At 61.2% G+C, this 25,803-nt stretch carries 27 protein-coding genes; 4 read left to right on the top strand and 23 right to left on the bottom strand.

What is annotated here, in order from left to right:
* The 3 genes from WB528_RS05940 to WB528_RS05930 form a co-directional block, all read right to left on the bottom strand.
* Positions 1-1,059: lipoprotein-releasing ABC transporter permease subunit (locus tag WB528_RS05940; RefSeq protein WP_423887497.1), on the bottom strand; the 1,059-nt coding region annotated here is incomplete at its 3' end.
* 71 nt (positions 1,060-1,130) lie between these two features.
* Positions 1,131-2,447 carry a proline--tRNA ligase gene (gene proS, locus WB528_RS05935; RefSeq protein WP_423887496.1) on the bottom strand — a complete coding sequence of 439 codons (1,317 nt, stop codon included), beginning with the start codon at positions 2,445-2,447 and terminating at the stop codon, positions 1,131-1,133.
* Between the two features lie 134 nt (positions 2,448-2,581).
* Positions 2,582-3,109 carry a copper chaperone PCu(A)C gene (locus WB528_RS05930; RefSeq protein WP_423887495.1) on the bottom strand — a complete coding sequence of 176 codons (528 nt, stop codon included), beginning with the start codon at positions 3,107-3,109 and terminating at the stop codon, positions 2,582-2,584.
* A gap of 265 nt (positions 3,110-3,374) precedes the next feature.
* Between WB528_RS05930 and WB528_RS05925 the strand changes: the two genes are divergently transcribed.
* From WB528_RS05925 to copD, 4 genes are all read left to right on the top strand, one after another.
* Positions 3,375-3,719 carry a hypothetical protein gene (locus WB528_RS05925; protein WP_423887494.1) on the top strand — a complete coding sequence of 115 codons (345 nt, stop codon included), beginning with the start codon at positions 3,375-3,377 and terminating at the stop codon, positions 3,717-3,719.
* Between the two features lie 63 nt (positions 3,720-3,782).
* Positions 3,783-4,739 (top strand): hypothetical protein, encoded by a 957-nt coding sequence (locus WB528_RS05920; protein WP_423887493.1) that lies wholly within the window; start codon positions 3,783-3,785, stop codon positions 4,737-4,739.
* 10 nt (positions 4,740-4,749) lie between these two features.
* Positions 4,750-5,103 carry a copper resistance CopC family protein gene (locus WB528_RS05915; protein ID WP_423887492.1) on the top strand — a complete coding sequence of 118 codons (354 nt, stop codon included), beginning with the start codon at positions 4,750-4,752 and terminating at the stop codon, positions 5,101-5,103.
* A 91-nt stretch (positions 5,104-5,194) separates the two neighbouring features.
* Complete coding sequence (gene copD, locus WB528_RS05910; RefSeq protein ID WP_423887491.1) at positions 5,195-6,187, top strand: copper homeostasis membrane protein CopD; 993 nt, start codon at positions 5,195-5,197, stop codon at positions 6,185-6,187.
* A gap of 533 nt (positions 6,188-6,720) precedes the next feature.
* Here the strand turns inward: copD and WB528_RS05905 are convergent.
* From WB528_RS05905 to WB528_RS05810, 20 genes are all read right to left on the bottom strand, one after another.
* Entirely contained in the window at positions 6,721-7,068 is a 348-nt protein-coding gene (locus WB528_RS05905) for a hypothetical protein (protein ID WP_423887490.1), read from the bottom strand.
* A gap of 41 nt (positions 7,069-7,109) precedes the next feature.
* Positions 7,110-7,385 carry a DUF1467 family protein gene (locus tag WB528_RS05900; RefSeq protein WP_423887489.1) on the bottom strand — a complete coding sequence of 92 codons (276 nt, stop codon included), beginning with the start codon at positions 7,383-7,385 and terminating at the stop codon, positions 7,110-7,112.
* A gap of 4 nt (positions 7,386-7,389) precedes the next feature.
* Positions 7,390-7,794 (bottom strand): methylmalonyl-CoA epimerase, encoded by a 405-nt coding sequence (gene mce / locus WB528_RS05895; protein WP_423887488.1) that lies wholly within the window; start codon positions 7,792-7,794, stop codon positions 7,390-7,392.
* Between the two features lie 89 nt (positions 7,795-7,883).
* Positions 7,884-9,554 carry a ribonuclease J gene (locus WB528_RS05890; protein ID WP_423887487.1) on the bottom strand — a complete coding sequence of 557 codons (1,671 nt, stop codon included), beginning with the start codon at positions 9,552-9,554 and terminating at the stop codon, positions 7,884-7,886.
* Entirely contained in the window at positions 9,554-10,342 is a 789-nt protein-coding gene (locus WB528_RS05885; protein ID WP_423887486.1) for a biotin--[acetyl-CoA-carboxylase] ligase, read from the bottom strand. Before WB528_RS05885 ends, WB528_RS05890 begins: the two co-directional genes overlap by 1 nt.
* Positions 10,343-11,779 (bottom strand): NADH-quinone oxidoreductase subunit NuoN, encoded by a 1,437-nt coding sequence (gene nuoN, locus WB528_RS05880; RefSeq protein ID WP_423887485.1) that lies wholly within the window; start codon positions 11,777-11,779, stop codon positions 10,343-10,345.
* Between the two features lie 16 nt (positions 11,780-11,795).
* Positions 11,796-13,304, bottom strand: coding sequence for an NADH-quinone oxidoreductase subunit M (locus tag WB528_RS05875; protein WP_423887484.1), 1,509 nt, complete (start codon positions 13,302-13,304; stop codon positions 11,796-11,798).
* A gap of 3 nt (positions 13,305-13,307) precedes the next feature.
* A complete protein-coding gene (gene nuoL / locus WB528_RS05870; RefSeq protein ID WP_423887483.1) occupies positions 13,308-15,368 on the bottom strand; it encodes an NADH-quinone oxidoreductase subunit L in 2,061 nt (686 codons plus the stop codon).
* Between the two features lie 8 nt (positions 15,369-15,376).
* Entirely contained in the window at positions 15,377-15,685 is a 309-nt protein-coding gene (gene nuoK / locus WB528_RS05865; RefSeq protein WP_423867316.1) for an NADH-quinone oxidoreductase subunit NuoK, read from the bottom strand.
* Positions 15,682-16,320: an NADH-quinone oxidoreductase subunit J gene (locus WB528_RS05860; protein WP_423887482.1), complete on the bottom strand. Its 639-nt coding sequence runs from the start codon at positions 16,318-16,320 to the stop codon at positions 15,682-15,684. The genes nuoK and WB528_RS05860 overlap by 4 nt, the downstream gene beginning before the upstream one ends.
* A 108-nt stretch (positions 16,321-16,428) precedes the next feature.
* Positions 16,429-16,917: an NADH-quinone oxidoreductase subunit NuoI gene (gene nuoI, locus WB528_RS05855; RefSeq protein WP_422255282.1), complete on the bottom strand. Its 489-nt coding sequence runs from the start codon at positions 16,915-16,917 to the stop codon at positions 16,429-16,431.
* A 13-nt stretch (positions 16,918-16,930) separates the two neighbouring features.
* Entirely contained in the window at positions 16,931-17,986 is a 1,056-nt protein-coding gene (gene nuoH, locus WB528_RS05850) for an NADH-quinone oxidoreductase subunit NuoH (RefSeq protein WP_423887481.1), read from the bottom strand.
* Between the two features lie 4 nt (positions 17,987-17,990).
* A complete protein-coding gene (gene nuoG, locus WB528_RS05845) occupies positions 17,991-20,066 on the bottom strand; it encodes an NADH-quinone oxidoreductase subunit NuoG (RefSeq protein WP_423887480.1) in 2,076 nt (691 codons plus the stop codon).
* A 7-nt stretch (positions 20,067-20,073) separates the two neighbouring features.
* The gene (locus WB528_RS05840; protein ID WP_423887479.1) at positions 20,074-20,562 is read right to left on the bottom strand and encodes a hypothetical protein; all 489 of its coding nucleotides are present in this window, start codon (positions 20,560-20,562) and stop codon (positions 20,074-20,076) included.
* 5 nt (positions 20,563-20,567) lie between these two features.
* Complete coding sequence (nuoF, locus tag WB528_RS05835; protein WP_423887478.1) at positions 20,568-21,893, bottom strand: NADH-quinone oxidoreductase subunit NuoF; 1,326 nt, start codon at positions 21,891-21,893, stop codon at positions 20,568-20,570.
* Positions 21,894-21,967: 74 nt separating this feature from the next.
* Positions 21,968-22,579 (bottom strand): NADH-quinone oxidoreductase subunit NuoE, encoded by a 612-nt coding sequence (nuoE, locus tag WB528_RS05830; protein ID WP_423887477.1) that lies wholly within the window; start codon positions 22,577-22,579, stop codon positions 21,968-21,970.
* Between the two features lie 13 nt (positions 22,580-22,592).
* On the bottom strand, positions 22,593-23,555 hold the full coding sequence (locus WB528_RS05825) for an FkbM family methyltransferase (protein ID WP_423887498.1): 963 nt from the start codon (positions 23,553-23,555) through the stop codon (positions 22,593-22,595).
* 2 nt (positions 23,556-23,557) lie between these two features.
* Positions 23,558-24,754, bottom strand: coding sequence for an NADH-quinone oxidoreductase subunit D (locus WB528_RS05820; protein WP_423887476.1), 1,197 nt, complete (start codon positions 24,752-24,754; stop codon positions 23,558-23,560).
* On the bottom strand, positions 24,751-25,368 hold the full coding sequence (locus WB528_RS05815; protein WP_423887475.1) for an NADH-quinone oxidoreductase subunit C: 618 nt from the start codon (positions 25,366-25,368) through the stop codon (positions 24,751-24,753). The genes WB528_RS05820 and WB528_RS05815 overlap by 4 nt, the downstream gene beginning before the upstream one ends.
* An 11-nt stretch (positions 25,369-25,379) precedes the next feature.
* A partial coding sequence (locus WB528_RS05810; protein WP_423887474.1) for a NuoB/complex I 20 kDa subunit family protein occupies positions 25,380-25,803 on the bottom strand: 424 nt, incomplete at its 5' end.

The following is a 25,803-nucleotide window of genomic DNA, read 5'->3' as shown; positions in this document are numbered from 1 at the left end:
GATGACCAGGCCGACGACGAAGCCCGTCAAGGTGCCGACCACGCCGATCGAAGCGCCGGTGATCAGGAAAATCCGCATGATCGCGCCTTGTGAGGCGCCCATGGTGCGCAGGATCGCGATGTCCTGGCCCTTGTCCTTCACCAGCATGATGAGGCCCGACACGATGTTGAGCGCCGCGACCAGGACGATCAGGGTCAGGATCAGGAACATCACGTTGCGCTCGACCTGGAGCGCGTTGAAGAATGTCGAGTTGCGCTGCCGCCAATCAACAAGGAACACCGGTCGTCCCGCCGCCTCCGTCACGCTCTTGCGAAACGCCTCGATCTTGTCGGGATTGTTGGTGAATACCTCGATCGCGGTGACGTCGTTGTTGCGGTTGAAATAGGCCTGCGCTTCGGCGAGCGGCATGAACACGAAGCTTGCGTCGTATTCCGACATGCCGATCTCGAACACGGCCGTGATCTTGTAGGGCTTGATGCGCGGCGTCGTACCCATCGGGGTCACCGCTCCGCGCGGCGCCACCAGCGTCACGCTGTCGCCGGCATGCAGTGACAGCGTATCGGCGAGCCTGCGGCCGATGGCAACGCCCTGCCCTTCGTCAAATCCCTCGAGCGTGCCCTGCTTGATGTTCTTGGCGATCGAGGTGAGGTTGTTGAGATCGTCGGCGCGAATGCCGCGAACGAAAACCCCGGACGCATTGAAGGGCGATGACGCCAGCGCCTGTCCGTCCACGACGGGGGCGGCGAGCCGGATGCCCGGCACCTGGTTGATTCGATCGGCGACGTCCTTCCAGTCGGTCAGCGGCGATTCCAGCGGTTGCACCAGAAGATGACCGTTGAGGCCGAGAATCTTGTCGAGCAGTTCCTTGCGGAAGCCGTTCATCACGGCCATCACGATGATCAGCGTGGCCACGCCGAGCATGATGCCCAGGAATGAGAACCCGGCGATGACCGAGATGAATCCTTCCTTGCGGCGCGCCCGCAAATAGCGTCCAGACAGCAGCCATTCGAATGGCGCAAAAGGTGGGGTTTGAACGGGCTCGCTCATGGCTTGGTCCATGTCCAATTTTCACACGATTCGGGCCAATTGTGGCCGATATTCCCGCCTGGCCTGCGGTGGATAATCTCAAATCAGCTTAGCCGCGCCACCACTTCCGGCGCGCTCAAATTCTCGCGCGCGCCGTCGCTGCGGCGCTTGAGCTCCAACTTGCCTTCGGCAAGGCCTTTCGGACCGACGAGGATCTGCCAGGGGATACCTATGAGATCGGCCGCCGCGAATTTCGCGCCTGCGCGCTGATCGGTGTCGTCGTAGAGAACCTCGACGCCTTTGGCGGTCAGCTCTCGGTAGAGTTGTTCGCAGGCACCGTCGGTATCTGCCGCACCTTGCTTCAAATTCAAGATCACCGCCTTGAACGGAGCCACCGCCTCCGGCCATTTGATACCGGCATCGTCATGGCAGGCCTCGATGATGGCGCCCAGCAGCCTTGAAACGCCGACACCGTACGAGCCGCCGTGAACGGCAACCTCGGCGCCGTCAGCGCCCGCCACCATTGCCTTCATCGGCTCGGAATATTTGGTGCCGAAATAGAAGATCTGGCCGACCTCGATGCCCCTCGTGTGCACGCGTTTTTCGGCCGGCACTTCGCGCTCAAAGCGCGCGGCGTCGTGAACATCTTCAGTCGCCGCATAGACCGAGGTCCACTGCTTGATGATCGCCGTCAGATCGCCGTCATAGTCGACACGCTCGTTCGGCACCGGAAGGTCGAGCACATCGCGGTCGCAAAAGACGCCGGACTCCCCGGTCTCCGCCAGCACGATGAATTCGTGGCTGAGATCGCCGCCGATCGGCCCGGTCTCGGCGCGCATCGGGATCGCCTTCAATCCCATTCGCGCGAACGTGCGCAAATACGCAACGAACATACGGTTATAGGCGCGCCGAGCGCCGGCCTCATCGACATCGAACGAATAGGCATCCTTCATCAGGAATTCCCGCCCGCGCATGACGCCGAAACGCGGCCGCTGCTCATCGCGAAACTTCCACTGGATGTGGTAGAGGTTGAGCGGCAGGCTTTTGTACGACTTGACATAGGCGCGGAATATCTCGGTGATCATTTCCTCGTTGGTCGGCCCGTACAGCAACTCCCGCTTGTGCCGGTCGGCAATGCGCAGCATTTCGGGGCCATAAGCGTCGTAGCGGCCGCTCTCGCGCCAGAGATCGGCCAATTGCAGCGTCGGCATCAAGAGTTCGAGCGCACCGGCGCGGTTTTGCTCCTCGCGCACGATCTGCTCGATCTTCTTCAACACGCGCAAGCCCAGCGGTAACCAGGCGTAGATGCCGGCAGCTTCCTGCCGGATCATGCCGGCGCGCAGCATCAAGCGGTGCGATACGATCTCCGCCTCTTTCGGATTCTCCTTGAGGATGGGAAGAAAGAAACGCGACAATCGCATGGGTCTACCTGAGAGAATCGGTCCGGGTTGCGGAATTGCGGCAGTCAAACCGGATCGGATGGCAAAACACAAGGGCGCGGGCTCGTAAAAACCGCCGACAAAAAGCGAATTTCCGGTCGTTTTGCGGCCGGTTATCACATCTTCATGCCGGGCATCTTCTTCATGTCCATCTGACCAGGTGACGTCCCCGCTGCCGCGGGGCCCATGGCGCCGATGCCGCCGACGTCGAGCACAATCGAGACCTTGCCGGCCTTTTCGAAGTTGAGCGTGACGGGCACTTTCTCGCCCTGTTTCAACGGCGCCTTCAGATCCATGATCATCAGGTGAATGCCGCTCGGCGCAAGCTTGACCGTCTTGCCGGGATCGATGGTCAGGCCTCTCTCCACAGGACGCATTTTCATGACGCCGTTATCCATCGACATCTCATGCACTTCGATCTTGCCGGCAATATCCGCGGTGCCACCCTCAAGCCGGTCGGCCGTCTTGCCGTTGTTCTCGATGGTAAGATAGCCGCCGCCGATCTTGGCGCCGCCGGGCGTCGCGCGGCTCCAGGCTTGCGTGATGACGAGATCGCCGGCCTTGACCTCATCGGCGCGAACGGGCGCAGCAATAAGAACGGCCATAAGCACGATACCTGAAAGCATGCCGAGGATCTTTTTCATGAGATATTCCGTGTCTGCCAATTTTTCTTTTCGCGGGCGCCGCCACAAGGACGGCACGGTCGGGGTTGCCACACCTGACCCGCCTACTATACTGACCACGAAGGTTCCGCGGTGCGTTTGGTCAAGCCTGCTCGAATCGACCTTCAAGCAGGTCGGAACTTAACCCGTCCCGGACCCTGTATAGCAACATACGCTTGTCAGCATGCAAACCGGACCAGATCAAGCAAGTTTGAAGCGGCGACCGTTCTGGCGAAGGCTGGTCGGCGTGCTTGCGATCTATGCGCTGGTCATGCAGCCGCTGCTGACGGTATTGGGAAGCCAGGCCGCCCAGGCATCCGTCCTCGACGAAATCTCGTTCTCTCAACTTTGTCTGCATAACGCGGACAGCAGCCCAATTGCGCCTGCCGATCAGAAACAGCACCCCGCGCGTCAACATTGCCTGCAATGCTTTTCAGGGGCATTTCATCTTCTTGATGCGCAAGCGCCCGTAACCGCTGCGTTCGCCGACCGCGAGTTTCGCAAATTACGTCAGTCTGGGCGCGCGCTGCGCCTGCCTTCGGCATCCCCGTACTCGGCCGCCCGTCCGAGAGGTCCTCCGCTGAGCGCGTGATGCAATCCGGCCCAGGTGGGCCGTCCAAACTTGCGTTCACGTTTTCGGACCGGGGAAATCCTCATGTCTCGACACTTGCTGCCTACCCTTGCACTTGCGGGCGTTGCCGCCGCATTCAGTACCGATGCCTTCGCCCACTGCTTCGTTGGCGCCCGCTTCTTTCCGGCGACACTTGCGACCGACGATCCCTGCGTCGCCGACGAGTTATCGCTGCCCACCGTCTCATGGTCCAAGACCGGGGATTTCCCGCCTGCGACCGCGTGGGATTTTTCGGGCGAAATCTCCAAGCGGATCACCGAGAATTTCGGCATATCGGTGGGCCAGGACTGGACGTCCATTCGTCAGGCTGATGGTACCTTGACCCAAGGGTTTCAAAATCTCGAAACCACATTACAGTATCAAATTCTCAGGGATCGCGAGCATGAGCTGGCGATCCTCTCAGGCGTGATCGTCGACTGGGGACGAACCGGTTCCACCGGTTCAGGTTTGGCTACAGACTATAGTCTGGTGACGCCGACGATTTATTTCGGAAAGGGTTTTGGCGATCTGCCATCGAGCTTTTCCTGGTTCCGCGCGTTCGCGGTGACCGGACAGGTTGGCTATGAGATCCCCACCAGCTCCTTTGACTTCACCCAGAACGTCTTCATCCCACAGCAGCTCGTCTATGGCGCCTCGCTGCAATACAGCATGTCCTATCTGAAATCGGAGATCGTCGATCTTGGGCTTCCCGACTTCATCAACCATCTGATTCCAGTCATCGAGTTGAGCCTGAGTACGCCAGTCGCCAACAATTTCGGCAATCCCTACACGACCACCGGCACCGTCAATCCCGGCGTCATCTGGGTCGGAAGCCATTTTCAGGTCGGGCTCGAGGCCATGATCCCGGTCAATCGCGCCAGTGGCACCGGGGTCGGCGTTCTCGGCCAGTTGCACCTCTATCTCGACGACATGTTCCCATCCACCTTTGGACAGCCCCTGTTCGGGGCCAGCCCGACCACTCCCCGCAAAATGACCTTCTGAGGCAATCCAAATGCGCATCTCAACTCTTGCAGTGACGGCTCTTCTCACACTCGCGGCCGCGACCGCCGCTCACGCCCACGCCTTTCTCGACCACGCCGAACCGCGGGTCGGAAGCACGACGCCGGCAGCACCGAAAGAGGTTGTTCTATTTTTCTCGCAAAATATCGAAGCCGCCTTCAGTGAGGTCGAGGTGAGCGATGCCAATGGTGCACGCGTCGATCAAGGCAAGCCGAAAGTCAACGCAACCACTATGCGGATCGGCCTGAAGGCATTGCCGCCGGGAACGTACAGGGTTCACTGGCATGTGCTGTCCAAGGATACCCATTCGACCGAAGGCAACTTCACTTTTCAGGTTGAAAAATGAGATGGCGCGGGCGGCTTAGGCCCATTTCTGCGCACCAGCCATCGTCCCTTGCGGGGCGCTGGTCAATCGTTTGCCCGGAATTCCGCGCGCCATGGAGGGCATGTTGATCGATCCGCTTGTCATCGTGCGGGATTTTCACCTGGCATCGACGGTGATCGTCGCGGGGATCATCTTTTTTGACTTACTCATCGTCCCACCGATCTGGCGAATGAAGCCACCGTTCGGCTCGACACGGGCTTCCTTTCGATCGTCGGCCGGGAAAGTCCTCTGGGTCAGCCTCGCAGTGTCGATCGCGTCGGCGCTGGCGTGGTTATGCCTGTTATCCATGCGGATCGGTCACAAGGGTTTCGACGATGTCATCGCCGACGGCACGGTCTGGCTGGTGTTGTCCCAAACGCAATTCGGCCTCGCCTGGCAACTGCGATTGTTGTTTGGCGGGCTCTTGGCGGCAAGCCTGTTGCTGTCGCGGACGGCAGGCAACACCCGGATCGCTCACGGCCTGAGGCTCCTCTCCGCATTGTTCGCCAGCGCCTATCTCGGTTCCCTGGCCTTTGCAGGGCATGGAACGGAAGGTCTCGGGTCCTGGCAAGACATCCATCTGGCCGCGGACTGCCTGCATTTGATTGCCGCCGGCCTCTGGCTTGGCGCTCTGATCCCGCTCGTTCTCTTGCTCGTCTATCTCAGCCGATTCCGGGAAGACGGCTGGGCGTTGGCGGCAGCCCGTGCCGGAAGCCGCTTTTCCACTCTCGGCATTCTCGCCGTCGGAGTCTTGCTTGTCAGCGGCATCATCAACGCCGCGTTCTTGCTGGGCGGCATGCACAGCCTGATCGACACCGGCTACGGACGCCTGCTGCTGTCCAAGGTCGTGCTATTCGCGGCCATGGTGTCTCTGGCCGGTGTCAACCGGCAATACCTTCTGCCCCGGCTTTCCCGTCACCTCGGAGCGGACCAGGCCGCCGGTACGGTCCAAAAGCTCGTTCGGAGCGCGCTGGTCGAGATCGCCTTGGGGCTCACGATCGTCTGCATCGTTGGCCTGCTCGGCATCATGCCGCCGGCGAACGATATGGCTGCGCATATGCACTGAGGCGCGCTCCGAGGGGGCCGGGCGGCCTCCGGATCCCGCCCCTCGATCGACTACCAAAATACCATCATTTGAGTTTCAAATGCCGAAATTCCATTCATTTCACAGCATGCTGCAATTTTGAACATTCGTTACCGAAGCGGATGACACGGCTGGAATTATGGTCTACGACTGTCGGCCTCAGACCGGTCGCGAGGCCGATGTCTGGTGGTCCAAGTCTCGGGAGGAGCCCTGACGCGCAAAAGCAGCGTCGCCCCGTCAATCAAAACCAACCAACGATACGGGAAAACAGGGTCGACACAATTTTTGGAGCAGGGCTTTCGAAGCCCTGCTCCTTTTTTATTTTCCACTAGGGTGGCGACACTGACGTTCCTCTTGGTTTTGCCGCGAGTCCTTCGAAGGAACGTCAGAGTCAAAGCCACACTAGAATCATACGGATGCTGGTGTGGCTTTGGTTCTGACATTCGCAAAAGCGCCCGCCGCGACCCCGTACGATGTCAGAACCGGGACACTAGCCGAAAATTTCCGAGCGCCGATCACTCTCGCTCGAGGAAGTTCGACCCGATATTGGCCTTCTTCCTGATCGGATCGAAGTCGCAAAACTCGCCGTCGGCAAACAGGGTGTAACTCGAGACGATGTTGTACTTGTCGAGCTTTACCGAGTTCAGGCCAATCACCCTGGTATTGGCGCCGCCGTTCCATTTGAAAGGCGTGGCGGCTGACGCCTTTTCACAGGCCGCAACGGCATCGGCAAATACGTAACCTTCGACAAAGCTCTTCATCGTTTGAAGCTGGGTGTTGATTCTGAAGTCCAAATACAAGGCGACCGCAAGCCCGGCGATGGCAAGCACCAGTAGCCCGGAAATGATCCGCTGAAACCACATCTTTTCCCCCAATAACGAATGACGCGCCCTACTGAACGCGTTCAGAATGGCAAACCCATCATCTTCGACATTCGCTCGACGTTCAGAAAACCCTCGTAGTAAGCGGCCATGCCGGCGGCATAAAACACAGCGGACAATACCGTCGTCCAGATCAGCTTGCGTCCCATCCGGCTGGCGACCGGCGCGCCCGGGTCGGTGCCGGGACTACCGCCGCCATCTTCATGCTGGCTCCGAATACCAAATGGCAACGTCAGGAACAGCACGAGCCACCACAGGACGAAGTAAATCGCAAACCCGGTTGAGATGGTGTAGGCCATGGAATCAAGCCTGTTCGATTTCGACAAGTGCGCCGGAAAAATCCTTCGGATGCAGGAAGAGCACGGGCTTGCCGTGCGCGCCGATCCGGGGAACGCCGTCGCCGAGTACCCGAGCGCCCTCCGCGATCAGCCGGTCGCGCGCGGCGATGATGTCAGGCACGTCGTAGCAGATGTGGTGAATGCCGCCGTCGGCATTGCGCTCCAGGAACTTGGCGATCGGCGACGCCTTGCCCAACGGCTGAATGAATTCGATCTTGGTGTTGGGCAAGGTGACAAAAACGGTGATGACGCCGTGCTCCGGCAGCGGCACCGCCGCTGAGATCTCGGCGCCGAACGCGGCGCCGTAGATTTCAGCTGCCTTCTCGGCGTCCTTGACCGCAATTGCCACGTGATTGAGCCGGCCTAACATCGCACTTCTCCTGCCTTGTTATAGCTTGGCGATGCGACCTTCGCAAAACCGGCCCGATCCGTTCGGCTTGGCGGCAAAAACCCGGCGAATTAGACCGTGAGCACGTGAACGAAGCACAACGGCTTTTTTCCCCAATGCTCATTCACGGACCCGCGCACGGTCCGGCGGACCGACTCTGCCAAGGCGTCGGGATCGCGCCGCCGCGCACGCGGCAGCCCCTCCACGGTCGAGACCACGGCGTCGAACACGATTTCGTCGATAACCTCTCCCGCCATGTTCTTTTCGGGGATTCCGATCAGCTCGATCTCGGGGTCATCGGCGAGTTCGCCCTTTTCGTCCACCACGATGGCAACGAAGGCGCACCCTGCGAACGCCATGCGCCGCCGCTCGATAACGGCGCGCGACTTGGAATCCTCGAGGATATTGCCATCCTTGTAGAGCCTGCCCGAGGGCAACTCCTCGATAATGCCGGGTTCACCAGGGCCGAGTTTGACCAGATCGCCGTTGCGGCAGATCAGCACTTTGGGAACGCCCACCGAACGCGCCAGCTTGGCGTGCTCAAACAGATGCAACGCTTCGCCATGAACGGGAATGAGCAATTGCGGACGCACCCAGCCGATCATGTCCTTCAATTCGTCGCGGCGCGGGTGACCCGACACATGCACGAGATGAGTGCGGTCGGTGATGACTTCGACCCCCTGTGTGATCAGGCCATTGATGATTGCGCCTACCGCCTTCTCGTTGCCGGGGATGGTGCGCGAAGAAAAGATCACGCAGTCGCCCTTGTTGAGCGTTACTTGCGGATGATCGTCATTGGCGATGCGCGACAGCGCCGCGCGTGGCTCGCCCTGGCTGCCGGTACATAGCGCCAGCACCTTGTCGGGCGGGAAATGACCGTAGAGGTCAGGCCCGCGAAAATTCTGCACCCCGTCGAGATGGCCGGTTTCGCGCGCGACCTGAACGACGCGCTCCATGGCGCGTCCGACTACTACCACCTCACGCCCGGAATGCCGCGCGGCATCGGCAACGGCGCGCAGCCGCGCAACATTCGACGCAAATGTCGTCACGGCGACCCGGCCTTTGGCCGCCTTCACCAGTTCGGTGATGGTCTTGGCGACTTCGGTTTCCGACGGTGAACGGCCGTCTCGCACGGCGTTGGTGGAATCGCCGATCAAAGCCAGAACGCCGCTATCACCGAGCTCACGCAACCGGCGCTCATCCGTTGGCGGTCCCGTGACCGGCGTCGGATCGAGCTTCCAGTCGCCGGTATGAAGGGCCACTCCGGCCGGCGTATGAATCGCCAAGGCGTGCGATTCCGGAATCGAGTGCGCCACCGGGATGAACTCGACGCCGAAGGGACCGAGCTCAATCCGTCCGCCCGAGGGCACGACGGTCACCGGGATCTTCGGCGGATTGCGCTCGGAAGCGCATTTGGCTTCGAACAGTGCGGCGCTGAATTTCGTGGCGTAGACCGGGCATTTCAGCTTTGGCCAGAGGTCGATGATGGCGCCGAAATGATCTTCGTGCGCATGCGTCAGCACGAGCCCGACCAGATTCTTCCGTTCTTTCACGAGAAAGGAGATATCGGGCATGATGGTGTCGATGCCCGGAAGATGCTCCTCGTTGCCGAAGGAAACGCCGAGATCGACCGCCAGCCACGCCCGCTGCCGGCGATTGCCGAAGCCATAGATCGACAGGTTCATGCCGATCTCGCCGACGCCGCCCAACGGCGCAAATGTGAATTCGCCTTCCTGCGCCATCAGGCGGCTCCCGCGGAAGCAGCCGCACCGAAATGCACGTCACCGGCCGAAATCGGGACTCTGTCGCCGGTCGAAGTTCTTACGATCATGCAGCCCGTGTCATCGATGGTGTCGAAAATGCCGGACACTGTGGTATTTCCGGTATGAACCGCGACAGGCTGTCCGAGTCCCGCCGCGAGCGCCAGCCAGCGCCGCCGGATTTCGCCGAATCCCTTGCCCTCGTCCCAGATACCGCGGCATTCGACCCAACTGTCCGACAAGGCTGTGAAAAGCTGTTCCGCGCTGGTCTCAAGTCCGAGCGCCTTGAGCGAGGTCGCAGGGGTTGGTGTCCCTTCCGGCGCGGCAACGACGTTGGTGCCCATGCCGACTGCGACCGCAAGGCCCTTGCCCGGTATCACCTCTGCCTCAAGCAGGATACCGGTGAGTTTCGATTGCCCGGCCAGCACGTCGTTCGGCCATTTCAGCGAAAACCCGACCGAGGCGGGGCCGGCTACGGCTCGAAGTGCGGCCTCCAACGCAAGGCCGGCCGCAAAGCCGAGCGTTGCTGCGACCGCGGGCGCAACCTCGATGGTTTCGAGGACGCTGCTGGCGAGGTTACCCCGCGGCGCAATCCACGGCCGGTGCCGCCGCCCACGGCCGGCAGTCTGCTCTGTCGTGACAAACCACATCGGTCCGCGTTCGCCGGCACGCGCCCGCGCCATGGCTTCGGAATTGGTCGAGCCGATCTGATCGAAAGTTGCTAGTCGATAACCGGCCGATTGAGCATGCGGTCCGAGCGTGAATGCCATTTAAAAAAGTGATTTCGCCGCTGCTGAAGCCATGCTCACCAGCGGTCCGGGATAAACAAAGAAAAAGATATTGAAGAGGCCCGCCACCCCCAGCACCGCGCGCAGTTCCACGCGCACCGGATCGAGTTCCTCCAGGGGCTCGCTGAAATACATCACCTTGACAATCGAGAGATAATAATAGGCGCCGATCACGCTGGTCAGCACACCGATGACCGAGAGCGTGAACAGTCCAGCCTTGATCGCCGCGACGAACACATAGAATTTGCCGAAGAAGCCTGCGAGTGGCGGAACACCGGCCAGCGAAAACAGCAGCATGGCGAAAAAGAAAGCGAGCAGCGGATTGGTGCGGGAGAGGCCCGCAAAATCGCTGATGTTTTCGACGTGCCGACCGTTGCGCTTCATGGCTAGGATGACCGCGAAGCTGCCGAGCGTCATCGCCACATAGATCGCGACATAGACCAGTACGCCCTGGGCGCCTTCGGCCGTACCGGAGGCGAGGCCGACCAGCGCAAAGCCCATGTGCCCGATCGAAGAATAGCCCATCAGGCGCTTGATATTGGTCTGGCCGATCGCCGCGAACGACCCCAGCGCCATCGACGCGATCGAAACGAACACCACGATCTGCTGCCATTGCAACATGATGCCGGGGAAAGCCGTCAGCGCCACGCGGGTAAAGACCGCGAGCGCCGCGACCTTCGGGGCGGAGGCAAAGAACGCCGTGACGGGCGTCGGCGCGCCTTCATAGACGTCGGGCGTCCACATGTGGAACGGCACCGCCGAAACCTTGAAGCAAAGCCCGGCCAGCAGGAACACGATGCCAAACACGATGCCGATGCTGCCGGTCTTGGCCGCGGCCGCGATGCCGGCAAAGCTGACCGTGCCGGTAAAGCCATAGATCAGCGAAGCGCCGTAAAGCAGCATGCCCGAGGACAACGCGCCCAGAACGAAATACTTCAGGCCGGCTTCGGTCGATTTAGCGTCGTCGCGGTTGGAGGCGGCGACCACGTAGAGCGCAAGGCTCATCAGCTCAAGCCCGAGATAGAGCATGATGAGATCGCCGGCCGAGATCAAAATCATCATGCCGAGCGTCGAAAGCAGGACCAGGATGGAATATTCGAAGATGCGACGGGACGGGTCGGCCAGAAACTCCGTCGACAGGATAAGCGTGGCGCCAGAGCCGATCAGCGCCAGAATCTTCAGGAAACGGGCGAAGTCGTCGACGATGAAGCTGCCGTTGAAGGTGGTCAATTTGCCAGCCGGCAGCGTCAGCTCCAGCACGCCCACGATCACGAGAAGGATGACTGCAAGCGCGGTGATCAGGCCCGTCGTGCGCGCGCCCTGATAGGCGCCGAGCATCAACAGCGCCATGGCGCCCACCGCCAGAACGAGCTCCGGCAGTACGGGCAGCAATTGATAACCTGCGCTCTCAAAGCTCATGGCACTCTGTCCAGTCTTAGTGTGCTAGCGATGCAGCCTTCACGGCCGTCACTGCGGTATTGTAGTTATTGACGAGTTGCTGCACCGAGCTCGCCGACATGTCGAGCACCGGCTTGGGGTAGAACCCGAACAGGATGGTAAGCGCCACCAGCGGCATCAGCGTCAGGCTCTCGCGGAATGTTAGATCCTTGATGGTGGCAAGCGACGGCTTGACCAGCGAGCCGAACACCACCTTGCGATAGAGCCACAGCGCATAGGCCGCCGACAGGATCACGCCGGTCGTCGCCAAAACTGCGGTCGGAATCGAGACCTTGAACGTACCGATCAGGGTCATGAATTCGCCGACAAACCCGGAGGTGCCGGGCAGGCCGACATTGGCCATGGTGAAGACCATGAACACCAGCGCATAGAGCGGCATCCGGTTGACCAGTCCGCCATAGGCGGCGATCTCGCGGGTATGCAGCCGGTCGTAGACGATGCCGACGCAGAGGAACAGCGCGCCGGACACGATGCCGTGCGAGATCATCTGGAAGACGCCGCCCGCGACGCCTTGCGTCGTGCCGGCGAAGATTCCCATGGTGACGAAGCCCATATGAGCCACCGAAGAATAAGCGATCAGCTTCTTCATGTCTTCCTGCATCAAGGCAACCAGTGACGTGTAGATGATCGCGATCACCGAGAGCGCGAAAATCAGCGGCGCGAATTCATGTGACGCCAGCGGAAACATCGGCAGTGAAAAGCGCAGGAAACCATAGCCGCCCATCTTCAGGAGAATGGCGGCCAGGATCACCGAGCCTGCGGTCGGCGCTTCGACGTGCGCATCCGGAAGCCAGGTATGAACCGGCCACATCGGCATTTTCACCGCAAAGGATGCAAAGAACGCGAACCACGCCCACGTCTGCAGCGAGCGCGGGACCGCCGTATGCATCAAGGTCGGGATATCGGTGGTGCCGGCATTCCAGTACAGCGCCATGATCGCGAGCAGCATCAGGACGGAGCCCAGGAACGTGTAGAGGAAGAATTTGAAGGAGGCATAGACCCGGCGCGGTCCGCCCCATACCCCGATGATCAGGAACATCGGGATCAGGCCGCCTTCAAAGAACAGGTAGAACAGTACGAGGTCGAGCGCCGAGAAGGTCCCGACCATCAGCGTTTCCAAGAGCAGAAACGCCATCATGTATTCGCGCACCCGCAACGTGACCGACTTCCAGCTCGCCAGGATGCAAAACGGCATCAAGGCGGTGGTCAGGATCACAAACGGCAGTGAAATGCCGTCCACGCCCATGTGATAGTTGATGGCGTTGGCAAGCCACGGCGCCTTCTCGACGAACTGGAAGTCCGCTTGCGCCGGATCGAAGCGCATGACCAGGATCAGCGACACCGCAAACGTCACCAGCGTGGTCCAGAGCGCGATCCAGCGCACGTTGCGCCGCGCCGCGTCGTCGTCTCCCCTGACGAGATAAACCAGGAGCGCACCGACCGTCGGCAGGAAGGTAACGACCGAAAGAATGGGCCAGGTCGTCATCGGCTAGCCTCCCACGCCAAAAATGAACCAGGTGATGAAGCCGGCCACGCCGATCAGCATCGCGAAGGCATAGTGATAGAGATAACCGGTCTGAAGCTTGATCGCGTTCCGCGTCACGTCGAGCACGCGCGCCGACACACCGTCCGGGCCCAGCCCATCGATGATCTTGCCGTCGCCGACCTTCCAGAGGAAATGTCCGATCCACTTCGCCGGGCGAACGAAGATCAGGTCATAGAGCTCGTCGAAATACCACTTGTTGAGCAGGAACCGGTACAGCAGCGGCTGCTGTCTGGCCAACTCGACCGGCAGATACGGCCGGCGAATGTAGAACAGATAGGCGACCGCCAGACCAATCAGCATCATCACGGTCGGCAGTTGCCCCAACAGATATGGCATCTGCTCCATGTCTTCGAGGATGTGCGGGTTCATCTTGACGGACTCGCGGAAGAACTCCTCGACGCCGTGCGGGCTCGTGAACAGCTCCTTGAAGGGAAAGCCCGCGAGAATGGATCCGACCGCGAGCACGCCGATCGGGACCAGCATCCACAGCGGGCTCTCATGGGCCGCTTCATAATGCTCCTGGTCATGCGGCTCGCCGAAGAAGGTCTTGAAGATCAGCCGCCAGGAATAGAATGACGTCAGGCCCGCGGCGACGACCGTCAAGAAGTAGGCGTAGGTCGCAAACGTATTGTGAGAGGCATAAGCGGACTCGATGATCGCGTCCTTGGAGAAGTAGCCGGCGAACATCGGAAAGCCTGTCAGCGCCAGCGTGCCAATGCTCATCACCGCGAATGTGTAGGGAATCTTGCGCCACAGCCCGCCCATGTTGCGGATGTCCTGCTCGTGATGCATGGCGTAGATCACCGAGCCTGACCCCAGGAACAACAGCGCCTTGAAGAAGGCGTGGGTGAACAGGTGGAACATGCCAACGGAATAGGCCCCTGCTCCCATCGCCACGAACATGTAGCCGAGCTGCGAACAGGTCGAATAAGCGACGATGCGTTTGATGTCGTTCTGGACGAGGCCAATGGTCGCGGCGAAGAACGCGGTCGTCCCGCCGATGAACATGACGAACGCCTGCGCGTTCGGCGCCAATTCGAACAATGGCGACAGCCGCGCGACCATGAAGACACCGGCGGTCACCATGGTCGCGGCGTGGATCAGCGCGGAGACCGGCGTCGGACCCTCCATCGCGTCGGGCAACCAGGTGTGCAGCAGGAACTGCGCCGACTTGCCCATCGCCCCCATGAACAACAGCAGGCAGGTCAGGGTCAGCGCGTCGGCGTGCCAGCCGAAAAAGTCGATGGTTTTTCCGGTGAGGCCAGGAGCCGCCCCGAAAATGGTCTCGAAATCGATCGACCCAATCAGCATGAAAATGGCAAAGATGCCGAGCGCAAAACCGAAATCGCCGACCCGGTTGACCACGAAGGCCTTGATCGCCGCCGCATTCGCCGACGGTTTCTGGTACCAGAAGCCGATCAGCAGATAGCTCGCAAGACCCACGCCCTCCCAGCCGAAGAACAGCTGCACCAGATTGTCCGCGGTCACCAGCATCAGCATCGCGAAGGTGAACAGCGAGAGATAGGCGAAGAACCGCGGCCGGTACGGGTCCTCGTCCATATAGCCGATCGAATAGAGATGGACGAGCGAGGACACGGTATTGACCACGACCAGCATCACCGCGGTCAGCGTGTCGACCCGCAGCGACCACGACACCTGAAGGTCACCCGAATTGATCCAGGGGAACAACGCGATCCTGGCGTCATGGTGATAGAAACCGACGTCGATCAAGGTCGCCCACGACAAGCCGGCCGCCAGCAGCAGCAGCCCCGTGGTGATCAGTTCAGCGGCGCGTGACCCCACAGCCGCCGGCTCGACCGCATGATGATCGTCGTGACCATGATCGTCGTCATGGGCCTCAGTCGCGTGGGCATCGGCGCCGTGCGCGTCACCGTGATGTTCGACCTCGTCGCCGCTCGGATTACGCGCATGCGCACCAAATATCGAGATCGCTCCCGCAATGATGGCGCCGATCAGCGGCAGAAAAACGATTGCCTGGATCATGTGGAGCGTTAGCCCTTCATCAGATTGACGTCTTCAACCGCGATGGAGCCGCGATTGCGGAAATAGACCACCAGAACCGCGAGCCCGATCGCGGCTTCGGCTGCTGCCACCGTCAGCACCAGAAGCGCGAACACCTGGCCTACGATGTCGCCGATGAACGTCGAGAAAGCCACAAGGTTGATATTGACGGCGAGCAGGATCAGCTCGATCGACATCAGAATGACGATGATGTTTTTGCGGTTGAGGAAAATGCCGAGAATCCCGAGCGTGAACAGGATGGCGCCGACCGCGAGATAATGTCCAAGACCGATCGTCATTGCACCCACTCCGCCGCATCCGCGTCCTGCAGGCCCTGTCCGGAAGCCACTTTGCGGACGCTCATCGCGAGTTCGGGGGTCCGCGCATTCTGTACGTTGATATCCTGCCGCTTGACGCTCGCCTTGTGCTGCAGCGTCAGCACGATCGCGCCGATCATCGCGACCAGGAGCACCATGCCGGCGATCTGGAAGTAGTGGATGTATTTCGTATAGAGCACGAGGCCGAGCGCTTCGGTGTTGCTGACATTGGCCGGGATCGCGGACGTAATCGACTTGGCGACGTTGGGGCTGATCACCCAGCCGCCGCCGACCAGAAGCAGTTCGGCGAGGAAAATGCCGCCGATCACCAGCCCGACCGGAAGATATTCGATGAAGCCCTCGCGCAGCTCGGCAAAATCCACGTCGAGCATCATGATCACGAACAGGAACAGCACCGCGACCGCGCCGACATAAACGACGACCAGAATCATCGCCAGGAATTCCGCTCCCATCAGCACGAACAGGCCGGAGGCGTTCACGAAGGCGAGGATCAGGAACAGCACGGAGTGCACGGGATTGCGCGAGACAATCACCATGACCGCGGAGGCCACGCAGATGCCCGCGAACAGATAAAAGAACAGGGCCGGAAGGATCATGCCAAACTCCCGTCCACGAACGCCCCTGCATTCCCTCCCGCACAAGGGGGAAGAGAGCAGACTGTGCGCATGGCGAATAGGTGCGTCTCCGAAACCACGTTCCTCACCTCACCGGTACGGCGCGTCTTGCGCGATCGACTGAGCGATTTCACGCTCCCAGCGGTCGCCATTGGCGAGCAGCTTCGCCTTGTCATAATAGAGCTCCTCGCGCGTCTCAGTCGCGAATTCGAAATTCGGCCCCTCAACGATCGCATCGACCGGACAGGCCTCCTGGCACAGCCCGCAATAGATGCACTTCACCATGTCGATGTCGTAGCGCACCGTGCGGCGCGTGCCATCGTTGCGCCGCGGGCCGGCTTCGATCGTGATTGCTTGCGCCGGACAGATCGCCTCGCAGAGCTTGCAGGCAATGCAACGCTCTTCGCCGTTCGGATAGCGGCGCAGCGCATGCTCGCCGCGAAACCGTGGCGAGATAGGCCCCTTTTCGAACGGGTAATTCAGCGTCGGCTTCGGCTTGAAGAAATAGCGCATGGCGAGAAAGAACGCCGATACGAATTCCGACAGCAGGAGCGAGCGGGCGGTAGCGTTGATGTTGATACTCATAGCGACCTCATTTCGGCGCAATCCCCGCCAATTGCAGCACGCCCGCGACGATGACCACCATGGCGAGCGACAGCGGCAGGAACACCTTCCAGCCAAGCCGCATCAACTGGTCGTAGCGGTAGCGCGGCACGATGGCCTTCGCCATTGCAAACATGAAGAACATGAAGAACAGCTTCAGCGCGAACCAGATGATCCCGGGCACCCAGGTGAAGGGCGGCAAGTTCACCGGCGGCAGCCAGCCGCCCAGGAACAGGATCGTCGCCATGGCGCACATCGTGGTGATCGCGACATATTCGCCCAGCATGAACAGAAGATAAGGCGTCGAGCCGTACTCGACCATGAACCCGGCGACCAGTTCGGACTCCGCTTCCACGAGATCAAATGGCGGGCGGTTGGTTTCCGCGAGCGCCGAGACGTAGAACACGACGAACATCGGAAACAGCGGCCACACATACCAGTTCAGGATGGTGAGCCGCGGCAGCCCGATCAGGCTGGCAAGGCCACGGGCATTCTGCGCCTCGACCACGCCCGACAAATTCAGCGTGCCGGCGCACAAGAGCACCGTGATGATGACGAATCCGATCGAGACCTCGTAACTGACCATCTGCGCCGCCGAGCGCAGCGCCGCCAGGAACGGATATTTCGAATTCGACGACCAGCCGGCCATGATGATGCCGTAGATCGACAGCGAGGAGATCGCGAAGATGTAGAGCACGCCGACATTGATGTCGGAGATCACCCAGCCGAGACTGGTCGGGATCACCGCCCAGGCCGCGAGCGCGAGCACGCAGGAGACCAGCGGCGCCAGCAGGAACACCCCCTTGTTGGCGCCGGCCGGAATGATCGGCTCCTTCAGCACGAACTTGAGAAGATCGGCAAAGGATTGGAACAGGCCCCATGGACCCACCACGTTGGGGCCGCGCCGGATCTGCACCGCCGCCCAGATCTTGCGATCGGCAAGCAGGATGTAGGCGATCGCGATCAAGAGCACGACGAGCAGCAACAGGCTCTCGGCAACCATGATGATCAGCGGCCACAACGTACTGGTCCAGAATTCGGCCATCAGTTCACTCCGCTGCCGTCAGCATGTGCCCGGAGGCAAGCCGCGAGCATTCCGCCATCACGGCAGAGGCGCGCGCGATCGGATTGGTCAGATAGAAGTCGCCCACAGACGCCTTGAACGGCACCTTCTCGAGGTCGCCGCCGCGGCTCGCGAACGTCTTGAGGTCGGCCGCGTTGCCGGCCTCGATCTGATCGAGCCGCATCAGGTGCGGCACCGCTTTGAAGATTGCCTGACGCAGCGCCGCAAGCGAGTCGTAAGGCAGCTTCTTGCCCAGCACATCCGAGAGCGCGCGGATGATCGCCCAGTCTTCCCGCGCCTCTCCGGGAGGAAAGCCCGCCCGGTTGGCCATCTGGGCCCTGCCCTCGGTATTGACGAAGATGCCGGACTTTTCGGTGTAGGCCGCGCCCGGCAGGATGACATCGGCGCGATGCGCACCAGCGTCTCCGTGGGTGCCGATATAAACGACGAACGTACCGTCCGGCACCTTCACTTCGTCCGCGCCAAGCAGGAACAGCACGTCCAGCGTGCCGAATGTGGTCATCTGCGCAGTATTCAGCCCGCCTGCCCCCGGGGCAAAGCCGACATCGAGCGCGCCGGCGCGCGAAGCGGTGTTCTGCAACACCGCAAAGCCGTTCCAGCCATCCTTGATCGCGCCGATGTCGAGCGCCAGCTTCGCGGCCCGCGCCAGCACTGCCGCGCCGTCGTGCCGCGTGAATGCATCGGCGCCGACCAGCACCATCGGTTTCTCAGCGTTCTTCAGAACGTCGGCAAAGGAATGCTTGCCGGCGGCGAGGTCGCCAAGCGATTCCGTCCCTGCACCGATATAGTCATGGGCATAGACCAGATCCGCCCGCGCGCCGATCACGCCGACCTTGAGATAGCCGGTGCGCCAGCGCTTGCGGATGCGCGCATTGAGAACGGCGGCTTCCCTGCGAGGGTTCGAACCCACGATCAGAAGCGCGTCGGCCTGATCGATGCCGGCGATGGTCGGATTGAAAATATAGGACGCGCGCCCCGCTTTGGGATCGAAGGCATCACCTCCCTGCACGGCGAGATTGACCGAGCCGAATTTCGCCAGCAGCTCTTTCAGTGCAAACATCTCTTCCACGGCCGCGAGATCGCCGGCGATCGCGCCGATCCGCTTGCCGTCGGTCCGGGAAATCCGGGCGGCGATGGCCGCAAAGGCCTGCTGCCATGAGGCGGCGCCAAGCTGGCCGTTTTCGCGAATGTAGGGACGGTCAAGCCGCTGCGTGCGCAGGCCATCAACGATGTGGCGGGTCTTGTCGGAAATCCATTCCTCGTTCACCGCTTCGTTGATGCGCGGCAGGATCCGCATCACCTCGCGGCCGCGGGTATCGACGCGGATGGCGGAGCCCACGCCATCCATCACGTCGACGGACTGGGTCTTGCCCAACTCCCATGGGCGCGCGGCGAAGGCGTAAGGCTTTGAGGTCAGCGCGCCCACCGGGCAGATGTCGACGAGATTGCCTTGCAATTCCGAGGTCAGCGCGCTCTCGAGGTAGGTCGTGATCTCCATGTCCTCGCCGCGGCCGGTCGCGCCCATTTCCGGCGCGCCGCAGACTTCGGCCGAGAAGCGAACGCAGCGCGTGCACTGGATGCAACGGTTCATCGAGGTCTTCACCAATGCGCCGAGATATTTGTCCTCGACCGCGCGCTTGTTCTCGGCGAAGCGCGACGTGTCGACGCCGTAGCCCATCGCCTGATCCTGAAGGTCGCATTCCCCGCCCTGGTCGCAAATCGGGCAGTCCAGGGGATGGTTGATCAGCAGAAACTCCATCACGCCTTCGCGCGCCTTCTTCACCATCGGCGAACGGGTGGAGATTTCCGGCGGCTCGCCCTTTGGACCCGGACGGCAATCGCGTACGCCCCAGGCGCAGCTTGCCACCGGCTTCGGGCCACCCTTCACCTCGACGAGGCACATCCGGCAATTGCCGGCGATCGAAAGCCGCTCGTGGTAGCAGAATCGCGGAATCTCGGCGCCGGCCGCTTCGCACGCCTGCAACAGCGTATATTCGGCGGGAACATCGATTTCTTTGCCGTCGACAATGAGTTTGGTCATTGCTGTCTCAACTCTTTCCGAGCTTGCAGTCCGGCGGCGTGACACCAGCTGACTTCAGGGATGTCCTCACCCAGTCCTGGGTGATCGTACCGTAGGTCGCGAGATAGCCGGGTTCGGCGTGATTTTTCTCGCAGAGAAACGGCAAATGCGGCTTCAGGTCGTAGTCGCAGGAGGCGAGCCACTCGCGCCGATCGGCAAAAGCGCCAAAGGCTTCCTCGCAGGCATAGAGAAAATACGAGACGAAGCTTTCGTATTGGACTTGCTGGTCGTGGCTGGCTTTCCTGATCGCATCGTAATCGGGCGCGGAGAACTTTGGATTCTTAAACGCCAAATCCGTGTAAGCCAGAAATGCCTGCCGTGCGCTGGCGGCGCGATTGTTGGAGCGGATTTCGTTAATCTGAAACAGGATGGCAACAAAGCCCAGCAGCGCAACGGTCGCCTGCGCCATCTGCGCGAGCGTCCCATATTTCTGCCAGAATGTGGCGGGCTGCGACATCAATCCTACTCCGCCGCGACCATATGCGCGGGGTCGAGAACCCCCTGATCGTCGAGATCGGCCTTGTGCGAATATTGAGCGATCCGTTCTTCGATCTCGTGACGGAAATGCGCGATCAGTCCCTGGATCGGCCAGGCGGCCGCGTCGCCGAGCGCGCAAATGGTGTGGCCTTCGACCTGCTTGGTGACTTCCAAGAGCATGTCGATCTCGCGCTTATGGGCACGGCCTTCCGCCATGCGCGTCAGCACCCGCCACATCCAGCCTGTGCCCTCGCGGCAGGGCGTACACTGGCCGCAGCTCTCATGCTTGTAGAAATAGGAGATGCGCGCGATCGCCCGGATCAGGTCGGTCGACTTGTCCATCACGATCACGGCCGCGGTGCCGAGGCCGGAGCGCAACTTGCCGAGACTGTCGAAATCCATCGGCGTATCGATGATCTGGTCGGCCGGCACCATGCGCACCGACGAGCCGCCGGGAATGACCGCCTTCAGATTGTCCCAGCCGCCGCGAACGCCGCCGCAATGGCGCTCGATCAATTCGCGGAATGGAATCCCCATGGCCTCTTCGACGTTGCAGGGACGCTGGACGTGACCTGAAATGCAGAACAGCTTGGTGCCGACATTGTTCGGCCGACCGATGGCTGCGAACCAGGCTGCGCCGCGCCGCAGGATGTCGGGGGCAACCGCAATCGACTCGACGTTATTGACCGTCGTCGGACAGCCGAACAGGCCGACATTGGCCGGAAACGGCGGCTTCAGCCGTGGCTGGCCTTTCTTGCCTTCGAGGCTCTCCAGAAGGGCGGTCTCTTCGCCGCAGATATAGGCGCCAGCCCCATGGGTCACATAGAGGTCGAACGGCCAGCCGTTCTCGTTGTCCTTGCCGATCAGCTTGGCTTCGTAGGCCTGATCGACAGCGGCCTGCAGGTGCTCGCGCTCACGGATGAATTCGCCGCGCACATAGATGTAGCAGGCATGCGCTCCCATCGCGAAGCTCGCGAGCAGGCAACCCTCGACCAGCAAATGCGGGTCGTGCCGCATGATCTCGCGGTCCTTGCAGGTACCGGGCTCTGACTCGTCGGCATTCACGACGAGATAGCTCGGGCGTCCATCTTTGGATTCCTTCGGCATGAAGGACCACTTCATCCCGGTCGGAAAGCCCGCGCCACCGCGGCCGCGCAGACCCGACGCCTTCATCTCGTTGATGATCCAGTCGCGTCCCTTGTCGATGATCGCCTTGGTGCCGTCCCAGGCGCCGCGACGGCGCGCACCCTCAAGGCCCCAATCGTGGAGGCCGTAAAGGTTTTTGAAGATGCGGTCCTTGTCCTCAAGCATGGTCAGACTTTCCGGGGATCAACGAATGGACGGCGGCGAAACGAAATCGGCGATGGCCGACTGAAGGGCGTGACTCATGTCACTTCCTTCAGCGTGGTCGGCCCTCCCACCGGCGCGGAGAACTGGCGATCGATTTGCGGCCCGGGCTTTGGCGGCTTGCCCGAGGCAAAGCCGTCAAGCACCTTGCCAAAGCTTTCCTTGGTCAGGTCTTCGTAGGTGTCCTTCCAGATCAGGACCATCGGCGCATTCACGCAGGCGCCGAGGCACTCGACTTCTTCCCAGCTGAAATTGCCGTCTTTCGACAGTTCGAAGGGATCGTGGTGGATCCGGCTCTGACAGAGATCGATGAGATCGGCGGCGCCGCGCAGCCGGCACGGCGTCGTGCCGCAGACCTGGACATGCGCCTTCTTGCCGACCGGCTGCAACTGGAACATCGTGTAGAAGGTCGCCACTTCCAGCACGCGAATGTAGGGCATGGACAACAGATCCGCGACGGCGCGGATCGCCGCTTCCGAAACCCAGCCATCGTGCTGTTCCTGAACCCGCCACAGGATCGCAATCACCGCCGAGGCCTGGCGGCCTTCCGGGTATTTGGCGATCTGCTCTTTCGCCCACGCCAGATTTTCCGGCGTGAACGTGAAACTGGCGGGCTGGACCTCTTTGGGTGCAAGGCGGCGGACGGACATCGTGCTCAGTCTCTCATTGCATCCGGCGCGCGGCGCTGGCGTTCAAGGCAGCAATTCGTTGCTGCCAGAACGCGCTCGCGGTGCCGAAGACGTTATAACCGATGTGGGATGAAACCTTGATGCGATCCAGGATCGAAGGCTCGCTCACGGTTTCAAGGCGATTCGAAACGGGATCGTGGACGATGAGCTTGAGCGGCGTCTGATCGAGAATGTAGCGCGACACGGTGTGGTTGGGATCACTGCCGTGTTCTTCGCACATGATCACGCTGTCGCCTTGAAGCAACCGCGCGCCGCCCTTGATGGCCTCGATCTCGACGCCCTCGACGTCGAGCTTGATGAGATATTTTCCGCCCGGCGAGATCTTGCCGTCATTGAGAAGATCGTCGAGCGCCATCACCGGGACGGTCTCGGAGCCGCTTCCAGGCGCGCCCGCAATGCTGAATTTCTCGTGCTTGGTTCCGGACAGCTGCGCGGTCCCTTTGGTGGCGCCGATGGCGCACTTCAAGATCTCGAAACGATTGCCATTGACCTCGGCGTTGTTGGCGAGCTTGCCGAAGTTCTCCGACGATGGCTCGATGGCAATCGCCTTATGCGAACCGTATGGTTTGCTCGTCGCGAGCACCGACCAGTAGCCGTAATTGGCGCCGCAATCGAGCAGGGTGTAGTCGACATCGGTCGAATGCCGGAACAGCAACTCGAGTTCGTCTTCGTAGCGATACGAGCGGTCGAGCAGCTTGCTCCAGTATCCGTCGCCGTACGGAAACTCGAACGTTGCATCCTCGTTGAGCTTGATCGCGATGTTGCGCTCCGGCAGCGTCTTGCGCAGCAGATTGGCGCAGCCGTTGTAGCCGCGGTGCGAAAAATGCGAAGATATCTTCGATCCTGTCACCAGCGCCAACGCGGCCGTCCGCTCCCACAGGTTGGCCCCCTCAAGAGCCCCCGAAGCGCGGTCGAACTGAATGGGCGGCGGCGCGATCATCACCGATCGACCTCTCCGAATACGATGTCGAGCGAGCCCAGAATGGCCGACACGTCCGAGAGCAGATGGCCCCTGCAGATGAAATCCATCGCCTGCAGGTGCGCAAAGCCCGGCGCGCGGATCTTGCACTTGTAGGGCTTGTTAGAGCCGTCGGCGACGAGATAGACGCCGAACTCGCCCTTGGGCGCTTCCACCGCGACGTAAACCTCGCCGGCCGGCACGTGAAAGCCCTCGGTATAGAGCTTGAAATGATGGATCAGCGCTTCCATCGAGCGCTTCATCTCGCCGCGGCGCGGCGGGAAGATCTTGTTATCCTGAATAGCGACGGGCCCCTGCCCGTCAGGCGCCCGCAGCTTGGCGATGCACTGCTTCATGATACGCACGGACTGGCGCATCTCTTCCATGCGGATGCAGTAACGGTCGTAGCAGTCGCCGTTTTTGCCGATCGGAATGTCGAAATCCATTTCGGCGTAGCATTCGTAAGGCTGGGCTTTACGCAAATCCCAGGCCGCGCCGGAGCCGCGCACCATCACGCCGGAGAATCCCCACTCCCACGCCTGTTTCAGCGAGACCACGCCGATATCGACGTTGCGCTGCTTGAAGATACGGTTTCCCGTCAGCAGCGTTTCGAGATCGTCGACCACTGTCGGGAAGGAATCGCACCAGGAATCGATATCGTCGATCAGCTTGGGCGGCAGGTCCTGATGCACGCCGCCGATGCGGAAGTAAGCCGCATGCATGCGCGAGCCGGAGGCGCGCTCGTAAAACACCATCAGCTTCTCGCGCTCCTCAAACCCCCACAGCGGCGGGGTGAGCGCGCCGACGTCCATCGCCTGCGTTGTGACGTTGAGAAGATGCGACAGGATGCGGCCGATCTCGCAGTAGAGTACGCGGATCAACTGGGCGCGGCGCGGCACCTCGATGCCGAGCAGCTTTTCCGCCGCAAGGCAAAACGCGTGCTCCTGATTCATCGGCGCGACGTAGTCGAGCCGGTCGAAATAAGGAATCGCCTGCAAATAGGTCTTGTGCTCGATCAGCTTTTCCGTGCCGCGATGAAGCAGCCCGATATGGGGATCGACGCGGGCGACGACTTCGCCGTCGAGTTCGAGCACCAGGCGCAGCACGCCGTGCGCAGCCGGATGCTGCGGCCCGAAATTGATGGTGAAGTTACGGAGGTTTTGCGGCTGCTCGTTCATGGCTTCGGCTCCGCTTTCGCTTTTTCGTCACCGGGAAGCGGATAATCGGCTCCCTCCCACGGCGACATAAAATCGAACTTCCGGAATTCCTGATTGAGCCGGACCGGCTCGTACAGCACCCGCTTCTCCTGGTCGTCGTAACGAACCTCGACAAAGCCGGTGAGCGGAAAGTCCTTGCGCAAGGGATGACCGTCAAAACCGTAATCGGTCAGCAGCCGCCGCATGTCCGGATGTCCGACAAAGATCACGCCATAGAGGTCGTAGGTCTCGCGCTCAAACCAGTCCGAGCCCGGAAAAACGTCGATGATCGAGGGCACTTGGGTCGTCTCGTCGGCCTCCGCACGCAGGCGAATGCGCGCATTCAGCGTCGGCGACAGCAGGTGATAGACCACATCGAATCGCTTCTCGCGGCCGGGATAGTCGACCGCCGTCACGTCGGTCAGGTTGACGAAGCGGCAGGCGGGATCGTCGCGGAGGTAGCGGACGACATCGACGATCCGCGCCGCTTCCACATCCACCGTCAACTGATTGAAGGCCACGGAGTGGCCGGTCGCCGCGCCCGCGAGCGCGCCAACGATCGTCTGCCCCAGAGCGTCAAGCCTGCCGTCGTCCATACCCTAAAACCCTAGCGTTCGATGGTTCCGGTGCGCCGGATTTTCTTCTGCAGGAGCAGAATGCCGTACAGCAGCGCCTCCGCTGTGGGTGGACAACCGGGCACGTAGACGTCGATGGGCACGATGCGGTCGCAGCCGCGCACCACCGAGTAGGAATAGTGATAATAACCGCCGCCGTTGGCACATGATCCCATCGAGATCACATAGCGCGGTTCCGGCATCTGGTCGTAAACCTTGCGCAGCGCCGGCGCCATCTTGTTGGTCAGCGTGCCCGCCACGATCATTACGTCGGATTGCCGCGGCGAGGCGCGCGGCGCAAAGCCAAAGCGCTCGACGTCGTAGCGCGGCATCGACACCTGCATCATCTCGACCGCGCAGCACGCAAGGCCAAACGTCATCCACATCAGCGAACCGGTGCGCGCCCAGGTAATCAGG

This window comes from Bradyrhizobium sp. (assembly GCF_049586575.1).
Taxonomy (GTDB): domain Bacteria; phylum Pseudomonadota; class Alphaproteobacteria; order Rhizobiales; family Xanthobacteraceae; genus Bradyrhizobium.
The sequence above is the reverse complement of the archived record's forward strand: the minus strand, read 5'-3'. Positions and strand labels throughout refer to the sequence as shown.